The organism is Citrobacter sp. wls829, assembly GCF_005280825.1.
In the GTDB taxonomy this organism is placed as follows: domain Bacteria; phylum Pseudomonadota; class Gammaproteobacteria; order Enterobacterales; family Enterobacteriaceae; genus Citrobacter; species Citrobacter gillenii.
In genome coordinates, this window is record NZ_SZWP01000043.1 from 28,091 (window position 1) to 52,335 (window position 24,245).

Genomic DNA, 24,245 nt, shown 5'->3' on the forward strand with positions numbered 1-24,245 from the left:
CAATGGCTATGGTCCAACCGAAATCACAAAAGTTACGTTTATTCGCAACGCACTTAGGTCTGCTGATTTTTATCGCGGCAATTATGTTCCCGCTGCTGATGGTCATTGCCATCTCGCTACGCGAAGGTAACTTCGCCACCGGCAGTCTGATCCCGGAAAATATCTCCTGGGAGCACTGGAAACTGGCGCTGGGCTTTAGCGTGGAACACGCGGATGGCCGCGTGACGCCGCCTCCGTTCCCGGTGCTGCTGTGGCTGTGGAACTCGGTGAAAGTGGCCACCATTACCGCGATCGGTATCGTGACCCTCTCCACCACCTGTGCTTACGCCTTCGCCCGCATGCGCTTCCCAGGTAAAGCCACGTTGCTGAAAGGCATGCTGATTTTCCAGATGTTCCCGGCGGTACTGTCGCTGGTGGCGTTATATGCCTTGTTTGACCGTCTGGGCCAGTACATTCCGTTTATCGGTCTGAACACCCACGGTGGCGTGATCTTCGCCTACCTTGGCGGCATTGCGCTGCACGTCTGGACAATCAAGGGGTATTTCGAAACCATCGACGGTTCACTGGAAGAAGCGGCCGCGCTGGATGGCGCAACGCCGTGGCAGGCATTCCGCCTGGTGCTGTTGCCGTTGTCGGTGCCGATTCTGGCGGTGGTGTTCATTCTGTCGTTCATCGCCGCAATTACCGAAGTCCCGGTCGCCTCACTGTTGTTGCGTGATGTGAACAGCTATACCCTGGCAGTCGGTATGCAGCAGTATCTCAATCCACAGAACTATTTGTGGGGCGACTTTGCCGCTGCAGCCGTGCTTTCTGCTATTCCGATCACCCTGGTGTTCCTGCTGGCCCAGCGCTGGCTGGTTAACGGCCTGACGGCAGGCGGTGTGAAAGGCTAAGTTTCATCGATGTACCCGCCCGGCAACGGGCATGCCACTGCAACCCTCAACTTATGTTATCCCAACCTGTGACTGTTTTTCGGCGCTCTACGGAGCGCCCTTACGATTATTTTCTTTCGTGCTCGCCATCACTGCAATTTTATTTCTCGCCTGAGCGGACATTAATTAAACAGAGTGAAGATCACAGAAAAGACAAAACGTAATTGCAATGTAAAAAATGATAATTGTCATACCTGCCTGTTAAATCCACCATCACAACACTGATAAAAAGAGCTGTATCTTCTAAGGCAGGTCTGAATGAATACCCAATATAATTCCAGTTATATTTTTTCGATTACATTAGTTGCCACATTAGGAGGACTGTTATTCGGCTACGACACCGCCGTCATCTCCGGTACCGTCGAGTCCTTAAATACGGTTTTTGTCGCCCCACAACATCTGAGCGAATCCGCCGCAAACTCACTGTTAGGCTTCTGCGTCGCCAGCGCGCTGATTGGCTGTATCATCGGTGGTGCGCTGGGTGGCTATTGCAGTAACCGCTTTGGTCGTCGCGATTCACTCAAAATCGCCGCGATCCTGTTCTTTATTTCCGGCATCGGTTCCGCATGGCCGGAATTAGGATTTACCGCCATTAATCCGGATAATGCTGTTCCTGTTTATTTAGCCGGATACGTCCCCGAATTTGTTATTTATCGCATTATTGGTGGTATCGGCGTCGGTTTAGCCTCCATGCTCTCACCGATGTATATCGCAGAACTGGCCCCGGCACATATTCGTGGAAAACTGGTTTCCTTTAACCAGTTCGCGATTATTTTCGGGCAACTGATGGTCTACTGCGTAAACTATTTTATTGCCCGTTCCGGCGACGCCAGCTGGCTAAATACCGATGGCTGGCGTTATATGTTTGCCTCTGAAAGCATTCCCGCCCTGCTGTTTTTAATACTGTTGTATACCGTACCGGAAAGCCCACGCTGGCTGATGGCGCGCGGCAGACACGAGCAGGCGGAAGGTATTCTGCGCAAAATTATGGGCAGCAATCTTGCTACCAAGGCGATGCAGGAGATCAATCAGTCACTGGAGCACGGTCGCAAAACAGGCGGGCGTCTGCTGATGTTTGGCACTGCGGTCATCGTCATCGGCGTCATGCTGTCCATCTTCCAGCAGTTCGTCGGCATCAACGTTGTGCTCTACTACGCGCCGGAAGTTTTTAAAACCCTGGGCGCCAGCACCGACGTCGCGCTGTTGCAGACCATCATCGTGGGCGTAATCAACCTGAGCTTCACCGTGCTGGCGATCATGACGGTCGATAAATTTGGCCGTAAACCGCTGCAAATTATTGGCGCACTGGGTATGGCCATCGGCATGTTCAGCCTCGGTACTGCGTTTTATACCCAGGCTTCTGGTCTGGTGGCGCTGCTGTCGATGCTGTTTTATGTTGCGGCATTCGCCATGTCCTGGGGCCCGGTGTGCTGGGTACTGCTGGCTGAGATTTTCCCCAACGCGATCCGTGGCAAAGCGCTCGCCATTGCGGTGGCCGCCCAGTGGTTGGCGAACTACTTTGTCTCCTGGACCTTCCCGATGATGGACAAAAATTCGTGGCTGGTTGCCCATTTCCACAACGGTTTCTCCTACTGGATTTACGGTTGCATGGGCATTCTGGCGGCGCTGTTTATGTGGAAGTTCGTACCGGAAACCAAAGGCAAAACGCTGGAAGAACTCGAAGAGCTGTGGGAACCCGCAGCAGAGAAAACGCAGCCCGCGTCTGCGCAGTAATCAACGTAAACAACACGCCGCAGCCCAATGCGGCGTGTTATTTTTTACTCACGCTTCAACCGTTTGGAATTACACAGCCACAGCGTGATCACCAGCAGCAGGATCGCCGCGGAATAGATCAACACGTCCATGGGAGCTTTATGATCGACGATGATCAACCGCACAATCGCCGTGATCCCGATATAAACAAAGTAGCGCAGCGGAAAGTGAAAACCTGACTGAAAGTACTTCACAATCAGCGCGATAAATTCAAAGTAGAGGAAGTAAACCACCAGCCCTTCCACCAGCTCATATTTGCTGGTTTGTTCCGGCGCGAACAGCACATCCGCCAGATGCAGCGTCTCTTTGCCGAGGAATACCACCAGAATCAGCCCCAGACTCAGTAGCCCAAGATTCAACACAGTCTGTAACATCGTGGAGATAAACTCCACGCGCGGACGAGATATCGGCGTCATAGCAGCCCCTTTTGCTCAATGGCGAAGTTCCTGTATAACGCAAAAATGTGACGGAGATCTACATTTTTTGTTTATGTTTTGTTCACACAACGGTTCTTGCCGGATGGCGGCTTTGCCTTATCCGGCCTACCGTAGGCCCGGTAAGCATGGCGTCACCGGGCGATCAACATTCACATCAACGGAAGTTCTCACTCCTGTCACTGGTCATATCGTACAAACCAAACTTACGCCCAAGCTGCTGACCACCGTCGCGCGTCAACGGTGTCCAGCCAATTGCCGCACGGCTGCGGGTTGGTCCCGAAGAGAAGAGATCCAGCGGCACGGAGACATACACGCCTTTGGTGAAATCACCTTCCCCATACTCATCCGGTGATGCATCGGTGAGGGTTGCATAACCGCCGACCACCACGCCGCTGTCGAAGCGTTTGGCGATTTCAAGGGTCCCGCCTTTATCGCCCGCCAGGTACTGCCCCACGCTGGCTTTTACCAGTACATCCTGGGCAAACGACGGGTTCCAGTACGCCGTCAGATGTCCGGTCTTCACGCTGTAGTCGGTGAATTTCATCATGTCCTGCGCACTGCGCCAGTCACGCTGCTTCACATAGTTGGCGTCAACGCCAAACGCCCAATTGCTGTCCAGTGGACGGTACAGCACTTCAGCCCCTGCGCCGCCAAACATGGTTTCCAGATAGCCACCGTACACTTGTCCGTAAAACCCGTTGCCGAGTGACTGGAAGTAGTTGGCCTGCAGGTTATTCACATACACATCGTTCTGCACGTAGTCACGGACGTGAGTACGGACCCGCGGCAAATGTGAATCACTGGGCGGATTGGTATAGTTAAACTTGTCGTAGTTATTGGCCAGGTTAGCAAACAGACTGCCGGTCGTGAGCAGATGGTCTGTCACCCACAGATCTGCCGTTCCCATGACACCCAGCTGATACATATAGAAGTTTTCCGGGCCGCCCACGGACTGGTTGAGTACCGGATCAATGTGAAAATCAAAGCGTGATTTATCGATATACCAGCCCTGCTCGGTGGTCTGCGGCACCACGGGCTCCACGCGCTTTTGCACCAGCGGTGTTTCATGGCCCAGCGGCTCGCCTTGCAGATGATCCTGCAAACTCGCAACATCTGTTTCGGTGGTGACCTGCGGTAAATTCAGGCGATTTTCCGTAATACGGATCGTACGGATCCCCTCAGGGAGATCGTTCATTACGATCCGATTTGCCCGTTCGATCCCTTCCCGCGAGTCACGGTATTTCACCTGTTCGCCGGTCACGTACAGCGTATCGCCCTGCACCTGGAGTTTCGGATCCGCCAGCCCGGCGTTGTATTTCAGTAGCGTGAGCTGATTCGCCACCACCGAATGTTGCAGGATGGCATCCTGCGGCTGGGGCTGATATTGCGGTCGCGCGTTGTCGTTATACGTTGGTCGCAGATCGTTGAAGTTCGTGCGTAGCGTGACGCCGAACATAAAGGTATTACCGCGCTCGTAGCTGAGGTTAACGTCGGCCCAATCGGTGACGCGGTAAATGGCGCCGACGTTAAACTTGCTCTTCTGATCCAGCTTGCCGGCAAAATCCTGCTGGTAGTTGTTACCCTCATATTCCAGCTTCAGGCGCAGCGGCTGCCAGGGCGTCTGGTATTCCACGCCGCCAAACAGTGACGCAGGGCCGTGGAACATCTGGCTACCGTCGATGGAGCCCGCCTGTTTATAGCTGTTATCGCGATAACAGAATTTATCGCTGTACGAGCACAGCGGATTACTCACATTGCCGCTGGTACCAAGATATCCCCAGCCAAGACCAAGCGAGAAATCAAACGGCCCCCAGGCTTTGTTGGCCACGATGTATTCCGCATCAAACAGACCGGTTCCGCCGATATCCCGTGCGCCAACCGCGACCTGCGGCATCCAGTAGCTCTCTTCCCACAATCGCAATTTGAGATCGAACGCTTTGTCTTTATACGTCTGATCGCCTGAAAATGACTCCACGCTACTGTATTTTTTGGTGCGCACATCGGTATAGCGTAAGGTCGTTTCCAGCCACGGGAACAACTGCACCGACGCGGAGTAGTAGCGGTACTGATCGTTATCGCGGTAGTTGAGGCTCATTTCCCCTTCACGCGCCATCCGCGCGGTTGGCGTTTGCAGCAGCCCCACGCCGCCAAAGTCAGACTGGGAAGGCCCAATCGCCGCAGGGTACGTTTCACCGTGGCAGGCCGTGCTGATACCCAGCGCCAGCAGGCTGAGCAGATAAGTTTTTCTCATTATTCAGGTATCCGCTGGGTCAGAGTACGAAGAATGTCGGCATTGATTTGATCCGGGGCGCGGCTCCAGACAGAGTCAGACAGCCCAACAAAAATGATGCTGCCGGGCATCGGCTCTACGTGACGTTTATTCCAGTAAGCGACCGGTACTTTTTGCGTGCGTCCATCGGGATAGACCACCCACGCATAGCTGCGATCTGCACCGCTCAGCAGACTTTGTCCGGCGAGATAGCTGGCGATATCACGCCCTGGCATAAACGGCTGTTTACCCGGATGATTGATCGCGCCAAACAGGGTGATTTCCGTTGGCTGAGGCCCAACCCACAGCGTGTAGTTGCCTTGCAACGGCGGATTCCCCCGTTCACTCACCCGCACCGCGTCCGGGTCGAGATTCACCCGCTGTCTGCCGGTTACCTTCAGGGTCTGAATTTGCTGGCGTAGCGTGTTGATAGCGGCTGCATCGTCTCCGCCTTCTTCTGCACTCAGCGCCGCCAGCCGTCCCAACAGCGCCTGTTGCTGGCGCTGCGCGGTAACCGTCGCCAGCTCTTCCCCGATCACCGCCGCGGGCCACCAGCTATTCGCCAGCGTGGGTTGACCCACCAGATCGATAAGATGTTCCGCGCCGGTCAACGTTTTCGGTTCTGCACTGCCTGAGGTGATCACTTTTACCGTTCCTGCGGCAAAAACAGATGCCGCACAAAGGCTAAAAGTCAGCGCGGTAATCATTCGTTTCATCATGATTTTGCCGCCTTGATCAGAGTGGTCTTCACCGGGAAATAATTCGCACCCAGATACTGCTCTGACTGGCGAATCATCCCGTCACTGTCGATCCAGTAACGGTTATGCCAGCGAGTCCGATCGGTGGTGACTTCTTCGTCCAGCACGCGTACCGGGGTATCTTCGCTGGCAACCCGAATGCTGTCAGTGCCGTCCCATCTGAAGACCGAACGGGCGGTGGCGTAGCGCACCTGCTTATGCTCGGTCCAGCCCATCGTGCGGGTCCAGGTGACGCCATCAACAATCTGGTTTGGTTTGATAAGCGGGTCCGCCGCCAGATTATTCACCGCGATCAGGTTGTCTCCGCCCAGCAGCGTTTTCACCAGACGCCCGTGTTGCGTTACGAGCATGGCCTGGTCCTGGGTGACCCATTTCTGCTGCCCGTTTTCAGCGAAAGCGAGCACCACAAACAGCTGCGGACCGCCGTTAAGCTGCATGTACTGGCTGGCGTAAGGCATGTTGTGGATATCATCATCCGTCATCTGTACGCCAGGAGTACCCAACACGCTTTGCCACAGCGAATGACCCAGCCCTTCGGTGGTAGCTGAACACGCCTGTAATAACAGACAAACCAATATGAGCGCTGGTCGCATCACGACGTTTCTCCGCATTATTGCCGGGTGGCGCGACGCTTACCCGGCCTACAAATCCCACAGGCTTTTGGAAATTCAAAATAACCACACCGAAGTGTGGTTATGGTTAATCCCCTTCATACTTCAGGGGCTACGTACCGGTATTACTGGGTACTGGTGGTCGTGGTGGTGGTGGTTCCGGTATTCGAACCATCGCCACCGCCGGTTGCCGCCAGGGCGACCCCCACCGCGGAGCTTACGGTGCTCACGCTGGTTGCGGAGGAACTTCCTGCCGAAACCGACGCGGCTGCCGACCCTGCCGCCTCCCCCACCTGAACGGGGGCAGCATAGACAGAGGTCGTCGCAAGCGCAGATATAGCCAACAGGCCATACAGTACTTTTTTCATCACAATATCCCTTCATTGTATGAATGGAGATTTACCCAAAAGAATTTCGGGCGAGATCGAGTATACACAACCGAAAGTGTGTAAATTACGCCGCGCAGGAATTTAGGATAATTAGAAAAAAGTGGGAGATAACATTATTAAAAAATAAATAAATCAATATAAATCAATCACATGCAATAAATACATAAATAATGCAATATCCGTAAAATCTGAAAATCATTGTGTTAAATCTAACGTGGTATAATTATTTTAGGATTAAACTCAATTAAATCCCATGTAATGCGGAAGACAAGATAAATTATCTTATAAAAAAAGCCGATAATAATATCGGCTTTTTTTATAAGTAATCAGTAAATTCATTCGAATTGCAGCAAGGCGGCAAGCCCGTTAATCCCCGGGAGCATAGATTACTATGTGACCGGGGTTAACGAACGCAGCCAACACCGCTGCGGTTCGAAGGAAGAAGCTGATTAACGCCAGGACTTATAACGGTTAATCAGACCGTTAGTCGAGCAATCATGGCTGTTGATCTCTTGATCATCGTTCAACTCAGGCAGAATGCGGTTCGCCAGCTGTTTGCCCAGCTCTACGCCCCACTGGTCGAAGGTGAAGATGTTCAGGATAACGCCCTGAGTAAAGATTTTATGCTCATACAGCGCAATCAGTGCACCCAGGCTGTACGGAGTGATTTCGCGCAGCAGGATAGAGTTCGTAGGACGGTTGCCTTCGAACACTTTGAACGGCACAACGTGGTCCAGCGTCGCCGGATCTTTACCCTGGTCGCGGTATTCTTGTTCAACCACTTCACGAGACTTGCCAAACGCCAGCGCTTCGGTCTGGGCGAAGAAGTTAGACAGCAGCTTCGGATGGTGGTCAGACAGCGGGTTATGCGTGATAGCCGGAGCGATGAAATCACACGGCACCATTTTGGTCCCCTGGTGGATCAACTGATAGAACGCATGCTGACCGTTGGTCCCCGGCTCACCCCAGATGATTGGGCCAGTCTGGTAATCCACCGCATTGCCGTTACGGTCAACGTATTTACCGTTGGATTCCATGTTGCCCTGCTGGAAGTAGGCCGCAAAGCGGTGCATATACTGGTCGTACGGCAGAATGGCTTCGGTTTCGGCACCATAGAAGTTGTTGTACCAGATACCGATCAGCGCCAGCAGTACCGGCAGGTTTTTCTCCGCTGGGGTAGTGGAGAAATGTTTATCCATGGCGTGCGCGCCGGACAGCAGTTCAACGAAGTTGTCGTAGCCCACGGACAGGATGATCGACAGACCAATCGCTGACCACAGGGAATAACGACCGCCAACCCAGTCCCAGAACTCGAACATGTTGGCCGTATCGATACCGAACTCACCGACTGCTTTCGCATTGGTGGACAGCGCCGCGAAGTGTTTTGCCACGTGTTTTTCATCACCGGCGGTCGCCAGGAACCAGTCGCGCGCGCTATGGGCGTTGGTCATGGTTTCCTGGGTGGTGAAGGTTTTAGAGGCGACCAGGAACAGCGTGGTTTCCGGATTCACTTTCTTCAGTACTTCGGCGATGTGCGTACCATCGACGTTAGACACAAAGTGCATATTCAGGTGATTTTTGTACGGACGCAGCGCTTCGGTCACCATGAACGGACCGAGGTCGGAGCCACCGATACCGATGTTCACCACATCCGTAATCGCTTTGCCGGTGTAGCCTTTCCAGCTGCCGGAGATAATCGCTTCAGAGAAGGATTTCATCTTCTCCAGCACCGCATTCACTTCCGGCATCACATCTTTGCCGTCCACGATGATCGGGGTATTGCTACGGTTGCGCAGCGCCACATGCAGCACTGCACGATCTTCCGTACGGTTGATCTTCTCACCGGAGAACATGGACTTGATAGCACCGCTCAGGTCGGTCTCTTTTGCCAGGTCCTGCAGTTTCGCCAGCGTTTCTTCGGTGATGCGGTTTTTGGAAAAATCCACCAGCATCAAATCGTCAAACGTTGCGGAAAACTTGGCGAAACGATCGCTATCTTTCGCGAACAAGTCCGCGATCGTAACGTCTTTCATCTCTTCAAAGTGTTTTTGTAGTGCCTGCCAGGCTGAGGTCTGCGTTGGATTGATGTTTTTCATTAGCAATACTCTTCTGATTTTGAGAATTGTGACTGAGATCGATTGTAACGCCAGTCACAGAAAAGTGTGATTGTTTTAGTGCCGTTGTCCTGGCGTCCATCAAACAGGGGTAATTATAAGCTCGGTTACTCAGGGCTACAGCAGCATGAAAAATCCGCATAATCCCAGCATTGACAGTATCCCTCACACCTTTTATTTATAAATACGGTATTTGCGCCTGCACCGGTTTCCGTTCTGCCTTTGTGCCATGGTCGCTCTATTCATTCCCTGACACGAGGTAGTTATGACTGATGTAGTTGTCTCCAAGTTTGGCGGTACCAGCGTCGCGGATTTCGACGCCATGAACCGCAGCGCTGATGTGGTGCTTTCCGATGCTAACGTCCGTTTAGTGGTGCTTTCCGCTTCAGCGGGTATTACTAACCTGCTGGTCGCTTTGGCTGAAGGGCTGGAGGCAACTGAACGCTTCGAGAAACTCGACGCTATTCGTCAGATCCAGTTCGATATTCTGGAGCGTTTGCGTTATCCAAACGTGATACGCGAAGAGATCGAACGTCTGCTGGAAAATATCACCACGCTGGCGGAAGCGGCTTCGCTGGCGACCTCAACCGCGCTGACTGACGAACTGGTCAGCCACGGTGAACTGATGTCCACCCTGCTGTTTGTCGAAATCCTGCGCGAGCGTAATGTTCAGGCGCAGTGGTTTGACGTGCGTAAAGTGATGCGTACCAACGAGCGTTTTGGTCGCGCAGAACCAGATGTCGTGGCGCTGTCTGAACTGGCCACGCTGCAGCTGGCACCGCGCCTTGAAGAAGGTCTGGTGATCACCCAGGGCTTTATCGGCAGCGAAAGCAAAGGCCGCACTACCACACTGGGGCGCGGCGGCAGCGACTATACCGCCGCCTTGCTGGCAGAAGCCCTGCACGCCGCACGCGTCGATATCTGGACCGATGTACCGGGCATTTACACGACCGACCCGCGCGTGGTGCCAGCCGCAAAACGCATTGATGAAATTGCCTTTGAAGAAGCCGCAGAACTGGCAACCTTCGGCGCAAAAGTCCTGCACCCGGCGACGCTGCTCCCTGCCGTGCGTAGCGATATTCCGGTGTTTGTCGGCTCCAGCAAAGACCCCAAAGCGGGTGGCACGCTGGTGTGTAATAAAACCGAGAATCCACCGCTATTTCGTGCCCTGGCGCTGCGTCGCAAGCAAACGCTGCTGACGCTGCATAGCCTGAATATGCTGCATTCTCGCGGGTTTTTAGCGGAAGTGTTCGGCATCCTGGCGCGCCACAATATCTCGGTGGATTTGATAACAACCTCAGAAGTCAGCGTCGCACTGACGCTGGATACCACCGGTTCAACGTCCACCGGCGATACACTGCTCACGCAATCCCTGCTGATGGAGCTGTCCGCGCTGTGCCGGGTCGAGGTAGAAGAAGGTCTGGCATTGGTCGCCCTGATCGGGAACGACCTGTCTAAAGCCTGCGGCGTGGGAAAAGAGGTGTTCGGCGTGCTGGAACCGTTCAACATCCGCATGATTTGCTACGGCGCATCCAGCCATAATCTGTGCTTCCTGGTGCCGGGCAGCGAAGCCGAGCAGGTCGTACAGAAACTGCATCATAATTTGTTTGAGTAATACCAGCCGGATGGCGGATGCGGCGAAACGCCTTATCGGGCCTACGGTGAATAGCGGCAATACCATCGGGCAACACAGTCATGACATCACTGTCTCATATAACAGTCGGTCCAGTTCCCTGACATCGCCTTCCCGGCTATCCGGTAACACCGGTGGCGTTTCGCCTCGCGCCAGCTCCTCGCGGATAAACGCATGCAGCAGTGGACGGCGCAGTCCATATTCCGCTTCCCCTGCCCGCTGCTTGCGTTCCAGCAGGTCGTCTATCTCCTGACGCAGCGGCGCATCCAGCTCGCTCCCCGCCAACAGTTCGGCAAAGCGCATGGGTGGCACGCCTTTTCCCGCTTCGACCCAACGCACGGCCAGCAACGGACGCAGCACGTAGAAGTATTTTTTTAGTCGCACTTCATTGCCTTGCAGATAGCCACGGAAGTTTTTTCGCGCCATCGAATAATAGTGCCAGCGGGCACGCACAGGCGAAAACCATTTTGGCACCAGCGCTTTCAACGCAGACACCGTCGCGTCATCCTGCTGATAAACCACCGGCGAATCCAGCCACTCGATAAGCGTCGGGTTAGCCCCTTTCAGCAGACCCAGCGCTTTTCGCCACTCCCAGCCGCACACGTCCAGTTCATCGTCTATAGGCAGTTCAATAACATCACGCAGCGCTTCCACCCGCAGATACCATTCTGGCGGATGAACGTACAAAAATCGCACGTCGTAATCACTGTCCGGAGAGGCGAATCCCCAGCCACGGCTGCCGGATTCACAGGCGTACAGCACCTTCACGCCATAGCGCTGTTCCACCTTTTTTAGCTGGCGCACTACCCGTTCGCGCATCGCGGCGTTCACTCCGTTATTGCTCATTTTACTTATCCTTTTATATTCACCAGACCGTGCAGAACCTGGTCCAGACCACCAAATACCGAGATTTTATCGATACGCTCCGCCACTCTCTCGAGGGTTTCCAGCTCTTTTAAACGCAGCGCCACTGGGTTGTTTTCCATCACTTTCGCTGTGTTCAACAACGAGCGCGTGGCGGCCGTTTCTTCACGTCGACGAATGACGTTGGCCTGCGCCGATTTTTCGGCCTCCACCAGGTGCGACAGGATGGTTTTCATATCGCCTGGCAGCACGATATCTTTCACGCCCAGCGAAGCAACCTCAATGCCAAACGGCGTCATGCGGTTTTTCACCTGCGTGCTTACCACGTCATCAATCACCTGCTTATCTTCCAGCAGTTCGTCCAGCGTTCGGGTACCAACCGCCTCGCGCAGCGCAAACTGCAGCTCACGGTACAAGTGATCCAGCGGTTTTGTCAGTTGGCCAAACGCCTGTAATACGCCGCTGTAGCGCCAGTTCGCCGCCAGATTCAGACGCAGGTTGACCTTATCTTTGGTCAGGATCTCCTGCCCGCCGACCTCCAGTACCTGCAAGCGGGTATCAACGACTTCCGCTTCCACCAGATGATTCACTTTCCAGTACGCACTCAGCCCCGGCGGTAACAGCGCCTGCGTCTCACCATCAATTTTCAGCACACCGACGTGCCAGGCCGGAACCTGCACCGTTAAGATCGCGTCACGACCTTTTACCGCACCGCTACGACGTGGCTGTAACACGGCATTCATCACGTCCGTTGGGACCTGAACCTGACGCGTATCCATGCGTACCAACGTTAACGCCTCCTCGGCTCGCCAGTACAGGCGACGGGTTGAAGGCGGTAAAATTTCCTGCAAGACGCCGTTCACATACAGCGCACCGGCTTCGGTATCGATTAAATCTGCCGCCACACAGTACTGTTCCACCCACGCAGGCTGGAAGCGACGCAGGTACTCTGCCAACGCCTCAGGAACATCGCTGCCATCGGCATTTACCACCAGAACATCCGGTGTGTTAAACCACGGCAAACGGTGTTCACCTGCATTCAGCACTTTGTAGTAGTCACCCTGGCGGGATAACAGACCAAGCTGGCCTTTACGAATAGTGATTTTCTTCATCATTTTGTATTCCTTATTGTGAGTCAGGCGCGGGTGCAGGGGCGAAGCGGCAGGGGAATTCCCTTTTGCCTGTCGCACGGCGTCATTACCGGCAGCCTGTTTTGGGCGGTGCTGACTGCGCACGAACCCGTTTTATTTCTATGATTAACAACCAGTTTTCATTTGGAGGATGAAATTGGGAATCGAACCCACTTGGTGGTCATCGGCTGACGGAACACCCCGGGAAAACAGCCTGTGCCGTTCCTGACGTGCCGGCGGGGTTTAATCCCCTGCGTTTTCAGCGTTGTTGACGTATCAGGTATTGCCAGAAGCGTGCCAGAAAGAAAAATCATCAAATTTATTTTTTATTGCTTTGATTAATATAGTTTTTATTTTTAACACTCAGATTAATGATTGCCGTTGCGCAGAGATTTTTTTATCTTCCAATATCGATATTTATCTTTATGGATAAAGCATGAAAAAGCGGCGGGTGGTGATTGGCGTTCTGGGCACGGTGCTGGATAAGCGCGGTAAACGGGCGAATCGGTTTAAGAAATGGCGCCCTACGGTTGGACTGTGCCAGCAGGCTGATTTCCCCATCGACAGACTGGAACTGCTCCACCAGCCGCGCGACGAAAGCATGGCACAGCGGCTGATTGAAGATGTCGCCCTGCTCTCTCCTCATACCGAGGTGCGCCCGCATGCGGTGACCATTAACGACCCGTGGGATTTTGAGGAGGTTTACGCCGCGTTCCTCGACTTCGCCACCCACTACACATTTGATACTGAAAACGAAGAGTATCTGGTGCATATCACTACCGGCACACACGTGGCGCAGATTTGTTGGTTCCTGCTGACGGAGGCGCGCTATCTGCCGGCCAGCCTTTTGCAATCCAGCCCGGCACCGCGAGGTTCATCTGATGAGGCCGTCGCCGCAGGTGTCTGCTCGGTTATCGATCTCGATTTAAGCCGCTATACCACGCTGACCAGCCGCTTTCAGCGTGAGCAGCAGCAATCGGTCTCCTTCCTGAAAGCCGGTATTGATACCCGTAATGCCACGTTTAATACGCTCATCGACCGTATTGAGCGCGTGGCGCTGCGCTCGACCGATCCGATTCTACTGACTGGTCCCACCGGTGCGGGGAAATCGTTCCTCGCCAAACGGATTTTTCAGCTACGCCAGTCACGCCATCTGGTGGCCGGTAAACTGGTAGCGGTTAACTGCGCCACCCTGCGCGGTGACAACGCAATGTCGACATTATTCGGACACGTCAAAGGCGCGTTTACCGGCGCACTTACGCCACGCACCGGTCTGTTGCGCGAGGCTGACGGTGGGGTGTTATTTCTCGATGAGATTGCCGAACTGGGGCTGGACGAGCAGGCTATGCTGCTGAAAGCGATTGAAGAAAAAACCTTTTTTCCGTTTGGTGGCGACAAAGAGGTGCACAGCGATTTCCAGTTGATTGCCGGGACGCATCGCGATATGCAGCAGTGGGTGGCAGAAGGTCGTTTTCGCGAAGATCTCTACGCGCGCATCAATATGTGGCGCTTTACCCTGCCCGGTCTGGCGCAGCGGCGGGAAGATATCGCACCCAACGTGGAGTATGAGCTCCAGCGCTTTTCCAGCCTCAAACAGGCGCAGACTCGCTTTGATAAAGAAGCGCGCGAGCGCTATCTGGCTTTCGCCTGTTCACCAAAGGCGCTATGGCGCGGCAACTTTCGCGAGCTGAGTTCATCCGTTGCACGCATGGCGACGCTGGCCGAACAGGGGCGCATCACGCTCGCGCTGGTCGAAGAGGAGATCGCGTTATTGCAGGAAAGCTGGCAGCTCACCGATTCACAGCCGGAATTCGATCTGGACATTGATCTGTTTGATAAGCGTCAGTTAGAAACGGTGATCGACGTCTGCCGACGCAGCGCATCGTTGTCTGAAGCGGGCCGCGAGCTGTTTGCCGTTTCCAGACTGAAGAAAGCCAATCCTAACGACGCCGACCGCCTGCGCAAATATCTGGCCCGTTTTGGGCTGAGCTGGGAAAACGTCCATAGCCAATCATAAAATTAAAAAAAGTACCGGGTGACGCATGCTTACCCGGTCTGGATGCTATCAGCCAGCCCAGGATTACCGTACACTGGGTTAATCGGCAAACTGAGGGCAACCGTATGGCACTCCCCCGCATTACCCAAAAAGAGATGACCGAGCGCGAACAGCGCGAACTGAAAACGCTGCTCGACCGCGCGCGTATTGCACACGGTCGACTGCTAACCAACGCGGAAACCAACAGCATTAAGAAAGAGTACATCGATAAGCTGATGCTGCAGCGCGAAGCTGAGGCTAAAAAAGCCCGCCAGTTGAAGAAAAAGCAGGCTTATAAACCGGATGCGGAATCCTCGTTTTCCTGGTCAGCGAATACGCCAACGCGCGGCAGACGTTAACGCCCTTTCTTCTTACGCCCCGGCTGAACAAAACGTTTACCGTTGGATGCCGGGCGCGCTTTCTCTTTCTCAGCAGCTTTTTCGATTTTCACCACCGGGCGCTTAATGCCTGCAGTTTTTGGCTTCGCTTTCGGCTTCGGTTTCGCTTCCGAGGAAGAGTTTTCAATCAGCTTGAACAGATCGATCAGCTCATCATCGGTCAGGTCACGCCATTCACCCAGCGGCAAACCAGACAAGCCGATGTTCATGATCCGCGTACGTTCAAGTTTTACCACTTCATAGCCAAAGTGTTCGCACATCCGACGGATCTGACGGTTCAGGCCCTGCACCAGGGTGATACGGAAGACAAACGGTGCCTCTTTCCTGACCTTACATTTCTTGGTGACGGTACCGAGAATGGGTACGCCCGCCCCCATGCCACGAATAAAGTCATCGGTTACGGGTTTATCGACCGTCACCAGATACTCTTTCTCATGATCGTTACCGGCACGCAGGATTTTATTCACCAGGTCGCCGTGGTTAGTGAGAAAGATCAGCCCCTGGGAATCTTTGTCCAGACGACCAATCGGGAACACGCGCTTACTGTGGTTAACAAAATCAACGATGTTATCGCGCTCACCGTCTTCAGTGGTGCTGACAATACCGACCGGTTTGTTCAGCGCGATAAAAACCAGATCTTCCGCTTCACGCGGCTCAATCAACCGACCGTTCACTTTCACGACGTCGCCAGGCATCACCTGATCGCCAATGGTGGCGCGTTTGCCATTCAGGAAGACATTCCCTTGTTCGATAAAGCGATCCGCTTCGCGACGCGAGCAGATTCCGCTTTCACTGATGTATTTGTTTAATCGGATGGATGAGTCGGGCAGCATAATTTCTCCTGTATACACTTCATCCTTCAAGCTGTTTCTGCGTTGGCTGCCCTCACTCACCCAGGTCACATAGCAATCTATGCTCCCAGGGATTCGCTCCCTTGCCGCCTTGATACAGTTTGAATGATCTTGTGTATTAAAAGCGAAATATACCCTACCTTGCGGGGGATAAAAATAATCGTGAACGCCAGTCCCGACACTATTTGCGATCTGTCACGCCTTTCAACATAATCAGCCCCGTCATGGCGCTCTAATAACCGTTAAGCAGGAAATCAATTGCATCTCGAAGTTCAGCCCTGTTTGCGGTCAGGTCTCCCACACAATGACCCATATTCTTCACAGGTATGCCTGTCATCATGTGCATCATCACCACATAAGCTTGCCCACCAATACTAACAACAGGACAAATTTTAGCTGGCGGTACTTCGTCGGGGAACTGACTGAGCGCTATAACGGGTGCAACCAGTACATGCCGCAAAACAGCGGCCACCGGATGCTGTAAGCTAATTAAAAACGGATAAACACTTTTTCCACTTCCAGTGTTCTCATAAGCGCAATACTGCTCCATCAGAATGTCCTTTGAAAATCACTGAACGAACCGTTTTCTTCCACCCATTGATTTAATACTTCTATCGATTTTTTATTATCCCGCAACCATTCTTCGCGTTTGTTCTCACGAAATTTTTCGATTAGGGCTTCGGTTAAAACAGCTGACAGATTGATTTTAAGCTTACGTGCCTCCTCCAGTATCTCTGGAGCCAGAGAGACATTAACTGATTTTTTTACCTTAGATACAGTGCGCATGATAACCCCCATAGTAATGCGCATGACATACCTAAGGTTAGCGTAATAAGCGAGCATATTCTATTCCCCAACCAGCAAATCATCATGTCACAGTAGGGTGGTTGCACAGACCTGTCACGCCCCGAAGAAGAAGTCTGCGAGGCGCTTTCCTGTTTCCTCCAACCCAGGTATGCCCGCATCACAAACTTACTTAATATCCACTCTCAACTTGTCAATTCAGAACGTAGTTTATAAAATACATGGAACGTACTCATGGAAATTCTTCAGACAATGGTTTTCCAGCGTTGGGAGCAAAACCTACGGGACAGGAGAGCTAAAACGCTCATTGCTACACGCCTTTTTCGTTTGGCTAATGGTTTAGCTGGTGATGTCAAACCTGTTGGAGAAGGCATCAGCGAAATGCGCATTTCCTACGGTCCTGGTTACAGGATTTACTTTAAACAGCAAGGCTGCCACATCATCATTTTGTTATGTGGGGGCGATAAAAGCTCACAAGCCAACGATATCACTATGGCAAAAATGCTCGCCCGTTCACTGGATTATCAAGAGATCCGCCACCATGAATAAACTTACTCGGTACGATCCCGCAACTGCGCTGGTTGATGATGAAGAAATTGCCGTATTTATGGCGGATGCCCTCGAAACAGGCGATGCAGCGTACATTGCAAAAGCCCTGGGCGTGGTGGCTCGCGCTAAGGGAATGGCGAACATCGCGGCAGAAACGGGATTATCCCGCGAACAACTTTATCGCTCTTTTAGTGAGAAAGGTAACCCAACGCTGAAAACTACGCTTGCAGTGATGAAGGCGCTCGGTATTGAATTGACACTTAAAAAATAGCCCCTGCTTCTATCTCCCCCCTTCCAACATCGTGAGCCATATCAGTGAGGCGTTATACTGACGGTGGTAACATGACCGCGGTTTGTAATTTTTTGATTACATGGAGAAATGATGGAACTGCTTTTATTGAGTAACTCGACGCTGCCGGGCAAAGCCTGGATGGAACACGCGCTACCGCTGATTGCTGAGCAACTGAACGGTCGCCGTACTGCGGTGTTTATCCCGTTTGCTGGCGTGACGCAAACCTGGGATGAGTACACGGCGAAAACGGCCGCCGTCTTTGCTCCCATGGGCGTCGACGTCACGGGTATTCATACCGTTGCCGATCCGGTGGCGGCAATTGAAAATGCAGACGTGGTGATTGTCGGTGGTGGTAACACCTTCCAGTTGCTGAAAGAGAGTCGCGAACGCGGGCTGCTGGCGCCGATTGTTGACGTGGTCAAACGCGGCGCGCTGTACATTGGCTGGAGTGCAGGTTCCAACCTCGCCTGCCCAACCATCCGTACCACTAACGACATGCCGATTGTCGATCCAAAAGGCTTTGATGCCCTGGGCCTGTTCCCACTGCAGATTAACCCGCACTTCACCAACGCGTTGCCGGAAGGCCACAAAGGCGAAACGCGTGAACAGCGTATTCGCGAGCTGCTGGTGGTTGCGCCAGAGCTGACGGTAATTGGTCTGCCAGAAGGCAACTGGATCAAGGTGAGCGATGGTCAGGCGGTTCTTGGCGGCCCGAACACCACATATATCTTTAAAGCGGGTGAAGACGCGGTTGCCGTTGAAGCAGGCCACTGCTTTTAGTGGATTTGTTGTCTGATGCCGGATGGCGGCTGCGCCTTATCCGGCCTACAAGATTGACGACAAAATTGACGGTTATCCGTAGGCCCGGTAAGCGTAAGCGCCACCGGGCAACATTTCACCTGTCCCCGTTAGTAATCATCCCGTTCGTCGTCTTCGTCCGGTTGCTCCAGCACGCTGTAGGCAACGGAGCAAAATAACGAGTTCAGACGCTGCATGTCGCCTAACAGCGCGAGGTGCAGGGAACTGGTTTCGATGCTCTGCACGTTTTGCTGGTGCAGGCGATCGACGTGTGCGTGCGAATAACGACGGTTAAGAATACGAAAACGGTGTTTGCTTCGACGCAGTCGACGGGCGCTGGTCACGTCGCCAGAGAAGAACACTGACATCGCCAGCTTCAGGTTGTTGAGCAACTGATCGTAGAGCGCATCCAGCTCTTTCAGACCTTCCAGAGAAAAGGCCCGACGCGCGGCCAGCGACTTATCGGCAATCTCGCTCCCCATGCGTTCGACGATATCGGAAGCCTGCTCCAGGTTGAGCGACATCTCGATAATCTCCGCCCAGCGCTTTGACTCCTCTTCCGCCAGCTCATCTTTTGGCATCCGCGCCAGGTAAAGTTTGATCGCGGTGTACAGCACGTTGATATCGTCGGCCATCCTGCGCAGCTCTTTTTCCTCGCGCGGCTCACCGTGCATCACCCGCTTCAGCCCCTCCATCATCTGCTCCATGGCGTCACCAATACGCAGGGCTTCACGAGCCGCATTCGCCAGTGCGAGCGTAGGGGTATCGAGTGCGCTGACGTCCAGATGCTTGGGCTTCAGATGGCCGTCCAATTCCGGCTCATCGCGGATAATACGTTTGCAAAAGCGCGCCATCGGTTCGGCGAACGGCACCATTGCCACGCAGCGCACCAGGTTGTAGAAGACGTGGAAGTAGATAACCAGTTCGGATTTTGGCAGCGGCAGTTCATCCATCAGATTCGCCAGCGGATGCACAAACGGCAGAATAATCAGACTGCCCACCAGCTTAAACAGCAGGCTGCCGAGCGCCACGCGGCGGGCGGCAGCGTTGGCGGCACTGTTATTGAGCATCGCCAGCAGGCCGGAGCCGAGGTTCGCACCAATCACCAGACACAGCGCTACCGGGAACGAAATAATACCCGCGGCTGTCAGCGTTGCCGTCAGCAGGACCGCCGCCAGGCTGGAGTAACTGATAATCGCGAACATGGCGCCAATCAGCGCATCGAGCATGATATCGCCGGTGAGCGAGGCAAAAATGACCTGCACCCCGTTGGCCTGAGTGATCGGCGTGACCGCCTGCACAATCAGCTCCAGCGCCAGTAAAATGAGCCCCAGCCCGATGCCTACGCGCCCCAGTTGCCCAACGCGGGACTGCTTACGTCCGAGGAAGAAAACAACGCCAATGAAAATCAGCAGCGGCGACAGCCACGAGAGGTCAAAGGTCAGGATACGCGCCATCAGCGCGGTCCCGACGTCAGCGCCAAGCACAATCACCAGCGCAGGCGTCAGCGCCACCAGATCCTGGGCGACAAACGACGTCACCAGCATGGTGGTGGCGTTACTGCTTTGCACCAGAGCAGTAACGCCAATGCCCGCGCAAAAGGCGAGCGGCTTCTTTTCAACGCTACGGCTGAGCACGGTACGCAGGCGTGCGCCAAAGACGCGCATCACGCCGGTACGCACGATATGGGTACCCCAAACCAGCATCGCCACAGCAGAAAGCAGGTGTAACAGAGTTAGCACGGAATCAGGTTCTCCTTATCGTTATATGCTCCTGAGGCTCATGACACCAACGCGCACAAGTTCCCTTCAGTATAAGGGTTTAAACGTAATAAAGAGACAGGGCACTCATTGAGCGCCCTGTTTGTTGTAAAGAAAGATAACAGTTTTGTGAATCAGTCGGCGTCGTAGCCTAAGTTAGGCGCTAACCAGCGCTCAACTTCTGCCACGCTCATGTCTTTACGGAAGGCATAATCTTCAACCTGATCGCGTTGAATTTGTGCGACGGCGTAGTACTTGCTGTCCGGATGACTGAAGTACCAACCGGAAACCGATGCACCAGGCCACATGGCGAAGGATTCTGTGAGTTTCATACCGGTGTGCGTTTCTACATCCAGCAGTTCCCAGATGGTCGCCTTCTCGGTGTGCTCAGGGCACGCCGGATAGCCCGGAGCCGGACGAATACCTTGATAGTTCTCGCGGATCAGTTCGTCATTACTGAGGTTCTCGTTCGCCGCATATCCCCAGTAAACTTTACGCACCCGTTCATGCAGATATTCAGCGAAGGCTTCCGCCAGACGATCGGCAATCGCTTTCACCATAATTTTATTGTAATCATCATGCTGTGCGTCGAACGCGTCAGCCAGCGTGTCTTCTTCCAGGCCGCCGGTGACGGCGAAAGCGCCAATGTAATCCGCTTTGCCGGAGGTTTTCGGTGCCACAAAGTCAGACAGGCAGTAGTTAGCAAAACCAACCTTCTCCGTCTGCTGACGCAGATGGTGGCTGACGGTCAGGACGTGCGTCCGCGTTTCATCCCGGTAGATCTCAATGTCATCACCTACGCGGTTAGCCGGGAACAGGCCAACGACACCACGCGGGTTCAGGGTTTTCTCGGCGCTCAATTTATCCAACATGTCGTTGGCATCTTTGAACAGGCGTTTAGCCTCTTCACCCACCACCTCATCTTCCAGAATGCGCGGATATTTCCCGGCCAGTGACCAGGTCATAAAGAATGGTGTCCAGTCGATGTAGTTGCGCAGCGTTTCAATGCTGGCTTCAACTTCCTGCACGCCCAGGCGGTGCGCCACCGGCGGGGTATAGTTTTCCCAGTCGAAGGCCAGGTCGTTATCACGCGCGGCCTCCAGCGTCACCGGCGGGGTACGCGGTTTTTTACGCGCATGCTGAATACGCACAGTTTCGTACTCTTTACGCGTGCGGGCGACAAAATCATCGTGCTGGGTATCAGACAGCAACGCAGCCACCACGCCGACGGTGCGCGAGGCGTTCTGCACATAGACCGTCGGGCCGCTGTAGTTCTGCTCGATTTTCACCGCCGTGTGCGCTTTTGAGGTGGTCGCGCCGCCAATCAGCAGCGGAATAGTAAAGCCCTGGCGCTCCATCTCTTTCGCTACGTTGACCATTTCGTCCAGCGACGGGGTGATCAGTCCGGAAAGACCAATCAGGTCAGCATTCACTTCGCGTGCGGTGCGCAGGATTTTCTCTGCCGGCACCATCACGCCAAGATCGATAATTTCGTAGTTGTTACACTGCAGCACCACGCCAACGATGTTTTTACCGATGTCGTGCACGTCGCCCTTGACGGTGGCGATCACCATCCTGCCATTGCTGGAGCCTTTCTCTTTGCTGGCTTCAATGTACGGTTCAAGGTAGGCCACCGCCTGCTTCATCACGCGAGCAGACTTCACCACCTGCGGCAGGAACATTTTACCGTCGCTGAACAGGTCACCAACCACGTTCATGCCGTCCATCAGCGGCCCTTCGATAACCTCAATCGGGCGCGCAGCCTGCTGACGGGATTCTTCGGTATCCTGCTCGATAAACTCGGTAATGCCCTTCACCAGCGAGTATTCAAGGCGTTTTTTCACGTCCCAGCTGCGCCATTCTGCCAGTTGCGTATTAGCCGTTTCGTCAGTTTTGCTGCCGCGATATTTCTCTGCCAGCTCCAGCAGGCGTTCGGTACCGTCATCGCGGCGGTTGAGGATCACGTCTTCAACCGCATCGCGCAGTTCAGCAGGCAGATCGTCATAAATCGCCAGCTGACCGGCGTTCACAATGCCCATGTCCATGCCGTTGCGAATGGCGTAGTACAGGAACACTGCGTGGATCGCTTCGCGCACCGGGTCATTGCCACGGAACGAGAACGACACGTTGGAGACACCACCGGAGATTAGCGCATGCGGTAGCTCGCGTTTGATGTCCTCACAGGCACCGATAAAGTCCTGCGCGTAGTTGTTGTGCTCTTCGATGCCGGTCGCGACGGCAAAGATATTCGGGTCAAAGATAATGTCTTCCGGCGGGAAACCCACTTCTTCGGTGAGAATTTTGTACGCCCGGCGGCAAATCTCAATTTTACGCGCGCGGGTGTCGGCCTGGCCTTGTTCATCAAAGGCCATCACCACCACGGCAGCACCGTAGCGACGGACCAGTTTGGCATGGTGGATAAACGGCTCAACGCCCTCTTTCATCGAGATGGAGTTAACGATGCCCTTACCCTGAATGCACTTCAGCCCTTTTTCAATGACGTCCCATTTCGAGGAGTCGATCATGATCGGTACGCGAGCAATATCCGGTTCACCGGCGATCAAGTTGAGGAAACGCACCATCGCCGCCTCGGCGTCAAGCATCCCCTCATCCATGTTGATATCGATAATCTGCGCGCCGCTTTCCACTTGCTGGCGGGCAACATCCAGCGCTTCGCTGTATTTTTCTTCTTTAATCAGTCGCTTAAATTTGGCAGAGCCGGTGACGTTAGTACGTTCACCGACGTTAACAAACAGGCTGTCATCACCAATGTTCAGCGGCTCAAGGCCTGAAAGACGGCAGGCAACCGGCAGTTCCGGCAGTTGACGCGGCGGTAAGCCTTCAACCGCACGGCTCATAGCGGCAATATGTTCCGGCGTGGTGCCGCAGCAGCCGCCGACGATGTTCAGGAAACCCGCTTCAGCCCATTCGCGGATTTGCTTCGCCATGGTGTCAGCGTCGAGATCGTATTCGCCGAAGGCATTTGGCAAACCGGCATTAGGGTGCGCGGTGACATAGCAGTCGGCAATCCGCGACAGTTCCTGTACATACTGGCGCAGCTCGTCCGGGCCTAACGCACAGTTAAGGCCGAAGGTCAGCGCGTCAGCATGGCGCAGTGCGTTATAGAAGGCTTCGGTGGTCTGCCCCGAGAGCGTACGCCCGGAAGCGTCGGTGATGGTGCCGGAGATCATAATCGGCAGCTCAACGCCCAGGGCTTCAAATTCGGTTTTTACCGCAAAAATAGCGGCTTTGGCATTCAGCGTGTCAAAAACGGTTTCGATCAGGATCAGGTCGCTACCGCCTTCCACCAGCGCTTTAGTGGATTCACGGTACGCGGCCACCAGCTGATCAAAAGTAATATTGCGGTAGGCGGGATCGTTGACGTCCGGTGAGATAGACGCGGTGCGGTTAGTCGGACCGAGAACACCCGCGACATAGCGCGGTTTATCCGGCGTACGTGCTGTCCATTCGTCGGCGCAGGCGCGCGCCAGTTTTGCCGCGGTGAAGTTGATTTCCGCCGACAGGGATTCCATCTGGTAATCCGCCATGGCGATAGTCGTCGAGTTGAAGGTGTTGGTTTCAATGATATCCGCGCCCGCTTCAAAGTAGGCGTGATGAATCGCGGTGATAACCTCCGGCTTGCTCAGCACCAACAGGTCGTTGTTGCCTTTCAGATCGCTCGGCCAGTCGGCAAAGCGTTGGCCGCGGAAATCGTCTTCACTCAAACGATAACCCTGGATCATGGTGCCCATACCGCCGTCCAGCACCAGAATACGTTCTTTTAACTGCTGACGTAATTGTTCAACTTTGCTGCTCACACTCACTCCCGACAACGCTCAACCAGACCG

At 54.0% G+C, this 24,245-nt stretch carries 21 protein-coding genes; 8 read left to right on the plus strand and 13 right to left on the minus strand.

Going from position 1 to position 24,245, the window contains the following annotated elements:
* Nucleotides 1-2: 2 nt before the first annotated feature.
* Together malG and xylE are read left to right on the plus strand one after the other, a co-directional pair.
* On the plus strand, nt 3-893 hold the full coding sequence (malG, locus tag FDW88_RS06220; RefSeq protein WP_043018069.1) for a maltose ABC transporter permease MalG: 891 nt from the start codon (nt 3-5) through the stop codon (nt 891-893).
* A gap of 297 nt (nt 894-1,190) precedes the next feature.
* On the plus strand, nt 1,191-2,666 hold the full coding sequence (gene xylE, locus FDW88_RS06225; protein ID WP_137362222.1) for a D-xylose transporter XylE: 1,476 nt from the start codon (nt 1,191-1,193) through the stop codon (nt 2,664-2,666).
* A 44-nt stretch (nt 2,667-2,710) separates the two neighbouring features.
* Here the strand turns inward: xylE and psiE are convergent, their stop codons facing one another.
* The 6 genes from psiE to pgi all read right to left on the minus strand — a co-directional run bounded on the left by psiE (nt 2,711) and on the right by pgi (nt 9,265).
* Complete coding sequence (gene psiE, locus FDW88_RS06230; protein ID WP_096758732.1) at nt 2,711-3,121, minus strand: phosphate-starvation-inducible protein PsiE; 411 nt, start codon at nt 3,119-3,121, stop codon at nt 2,711-2,713.
* A 175-nt stretch (nt 3,122-3,296) separates the two neighbouring features.
* On the minus strand, nt 3,297-5,393 hold the full coding sequence (locus tag FDW88_RS06235; protein ID WP_137362223.1) for a YjbH domain-containing protein: 2,097 nt from the start codon (nt 5,391-5,393) through the stop codon (nt 3,297-3,299).
* Complete coding sequence (locus FDW88_RS06240; protein WP_096758734.1) at nt 5,393-6,130, minus strand: capsule biosynthesis GfcC family protein; 738 nt, start codon at nt 6,128-6,130, stop codon at nt 5,393-5,395. Before FDW88_RS06240 ends, FDW88_RS06235 begins: the two co-directional genes overlap by 1 nt.
* Nucleotides 6,127-6,765: a YjbF family lipoprotein gene (locus tag FDW88_RS06245; RefSeq protein WP_115259714.1), complete on the minus strand. Its 639-nt coding sequence runs from the start codon at nt 6,763-6,765 to the stop codon at nt 6,127-6,129. The genes FDW88_RS06240 and FDW88_RS06245 overlap by 4 nt, the downstream gene beginning before the upstream one ends.
* Nucleotides 6,766-6,905: 140 nt before the next feature.
* On the minus strand, nt 6,906-7,148 hold the full coding sequence (gene yjbE, locus FDW88_RS06250) for an exopolysaccharide production protein YjbE (protein ID WP_096758736.1): 243 nt from the start codon (nt 7,146-7,148) through the stop codon (nt 6,906-6,908).
* 470 nt (nt 7,149-7,618) lie between these two features.
* Entirely contained in the window at nt 7,619-9,265 is a 1,647-nt protein-coding gene (gene pgi / locus FDW88_RS06255) for a glucose-6-phosphate isomerase (RefSeq protein WP_096758737.1), read from the minus strand.
* Between the two features lie 283 nt (nt 9,266-9,548).
* On the opposite strand from pgi, the gene lysC reads away from it, so the two are divergent.
* Nucleotides 9,549-10,898 (plus strand): lysine-sensitive aspartokinase 3, encoded by a 1,350-nt coding sequence (gene lysC, locus FDW88_RS06260; RefSeq protein WP_137362224.1) that lies wholly within the window; start codon nt 9,549-9,551, stop codon nt 10,896-10,898.
* Nucleotides 10,899-10,976: 78 nt separating this feature from the next.
* Here the strand turns inward: lysC and FDW88_RS06265 are convergent, their stop codons facing one another.
* Nucleotides 10,977-11,762, minus strand: coding sequence for a nucleotidyltransferase domain-containing protein (locus FDW88_RS06265; RefSeq protein ID WP_137362225.1), 786 nt, complete (start codon nt 11,760-11,762; stop codon nt 10,977-10,979).
* Nucleotides 11,763-11,767: 5 nt separating this feature from the next.
* The gene (locus FDW88_RS06270; RefSeq protein WP_137362226.1) at nt 11,768-12,895 is read right to left on the minus strand and encodes a slipin family protein; all 1,128 of its coding nucleotides are present in this window, start codon (nt 12,893-12,895) and stop codon (nt 11,768-11,770) included.
* Nucleotides 12,896-13,346: 451 nt separating this feature from the next.
* Between FDW88_RS06270 and rtcR the strand changes: the two genes are divergently transcribed.
* A complete protein-coding gene (gene rtcR, locus FDW88_RS06275) occupies nt 13,347-14,927 on the plus strand; it encodes an RNA repair transcriptional activator RtcR (protein ID WP_137362227.1) in 1,581 nt (526 codons plus the stop codon).
* Nucleotides 14,928-15,031: 104 nt separating this feature from the next.
* The gene (locus FDW88_RS06280; protein WP_096758747.1) at nt 15,032-15,304 is read left to right on the plus strand and encodes a DUF3811 domain-containing protein; all 273 of its coding nucleotides are present in this window, start codon (nt 15,032-15,034) and stop codon (nt 15,302-15,304) included.
* Here the strand turns inward: FDW88_RS06280 and rluF are convergent.
* The 3 genes from rluF to FDW88_RS06295 all read right to left on the minus strand — a co-directional run bounded on the left by rluF (nt 15,301) and on the right by FDW88_RS06295 (nt 17,037).
* Entirely contained in the window at nt 15,301-16,176 is an 876-nt protein-coding gene (rluF, locus tag FDW88_RS06285; RefSeq protein ID WP_096758748.1) for a 23S rRNA pseudouridine(2604) synthase RluF, read from the minus strand. The genes FDW88_RS06280 and rluF overlap by 4 nt on opposite strands.
* A 250-nt stretch (nt 16,177-16,426) precedes the next feature.
* Nucleotides 16,427-16,744, minus strand: a complete 318-nt coding sequence (locus tag FDW88_RS06290; protein ID WP_117343617.1) for a CcdB family protein — start codon at nt 16,742-16,744, stop codon at nt 16,427-16,429.
* Nucleotides 16,744-17,037 (minus strand): type II toxin-antitoxin system CcdA family antitoxin, encoded by a 294-nt coding sequence (locus tag FDW88_RS06295; protein WP_117343618.1) that lies wholly within the window; start codon nt 17,035-17,037, stop codon nt 16,744-16,746. The genes FDW88_RS06290 and FDW88_RS06295 overlap by 1 nt, the downstream gene beginning before the upstream one ends.
* A 195-nt stretch (nt 17,038-17,232) precedes the next feature.
* Here FDW88_RS06295 and FDW88_RS06300 point away from each other — a divergent pair, with 195 nt between their 5' ends.
* The 3 genes from FDW88_RS06300 to pepE all read left to right on the plus strand — a co-directional run bounded on the left by FDW88_RS06300 (nt 17,233) and on the right by pepE (nt 18,619).
* Nucleotides 17,233-17,547 (plus strand): type II toxin-antitoxin system RelE/ParE family toxin, encoded by a 315-nt coding sequence (locus FDW88_RS06300; protein WP_135912739.1) that lies wholly within the window; start codon nt 17,233-17,235, stop codon nt 17,545-17,547.
* Entirely contained in the window at nt 17,540-17,818 is a 279-nt protein-coding gene (locus FDW88_RS06305) for an addiction module antidote protein (RefSeq protein WP_115259723.1), read from the plus strand. The genes FDW88_RS06300 and FDW88_RS06305 overlap by 8 nt, the downstream gene beginning before the upstream one ends.
* Nucleotides 17,819-17,929: 111 nt before the next feature.
* Entirely contained in the window at nt 17,930-18,619 is a 690-nt protein-coding gene (gene pepE / locus FDW88_RS06310) for a dipeptidase PepE (RefSeq protein WP_115259724.1), read from the plus strand.
* A 128-nt stretch (nt 18,620-18,747) separates the two neighbouring features.
* Here the strand turns inward: pepE and FDW88_RS06315 are convergent, their stop codons facing one another.
* Entirely contained in the window at nt 18,748-20,379 is a 1,632-nt protein-coding gene (locus FDW88_RS06315; RefSeq protein WP_096758756.1) for a Na/Pi cotransporter family protein, read from the minus strand.
* A 152-nt stretch (nt 20,380-20,531) separates the two neighbouring features.
* The gene (gene metH, locus FDW88_RS06320) at nt 20,532-24,215 is read right to left on the minus strand and encodes a methionine synthase (RefSeq protein WP_137362228.1); all 3,684 of its coding nucleotides are present in this window, start codon (nt 24,213-24,215) and stop codon (nt 20,532-20,534) included.
* Nucleotides 24,216-24,245: the final 30 nt, after the last annotated feature.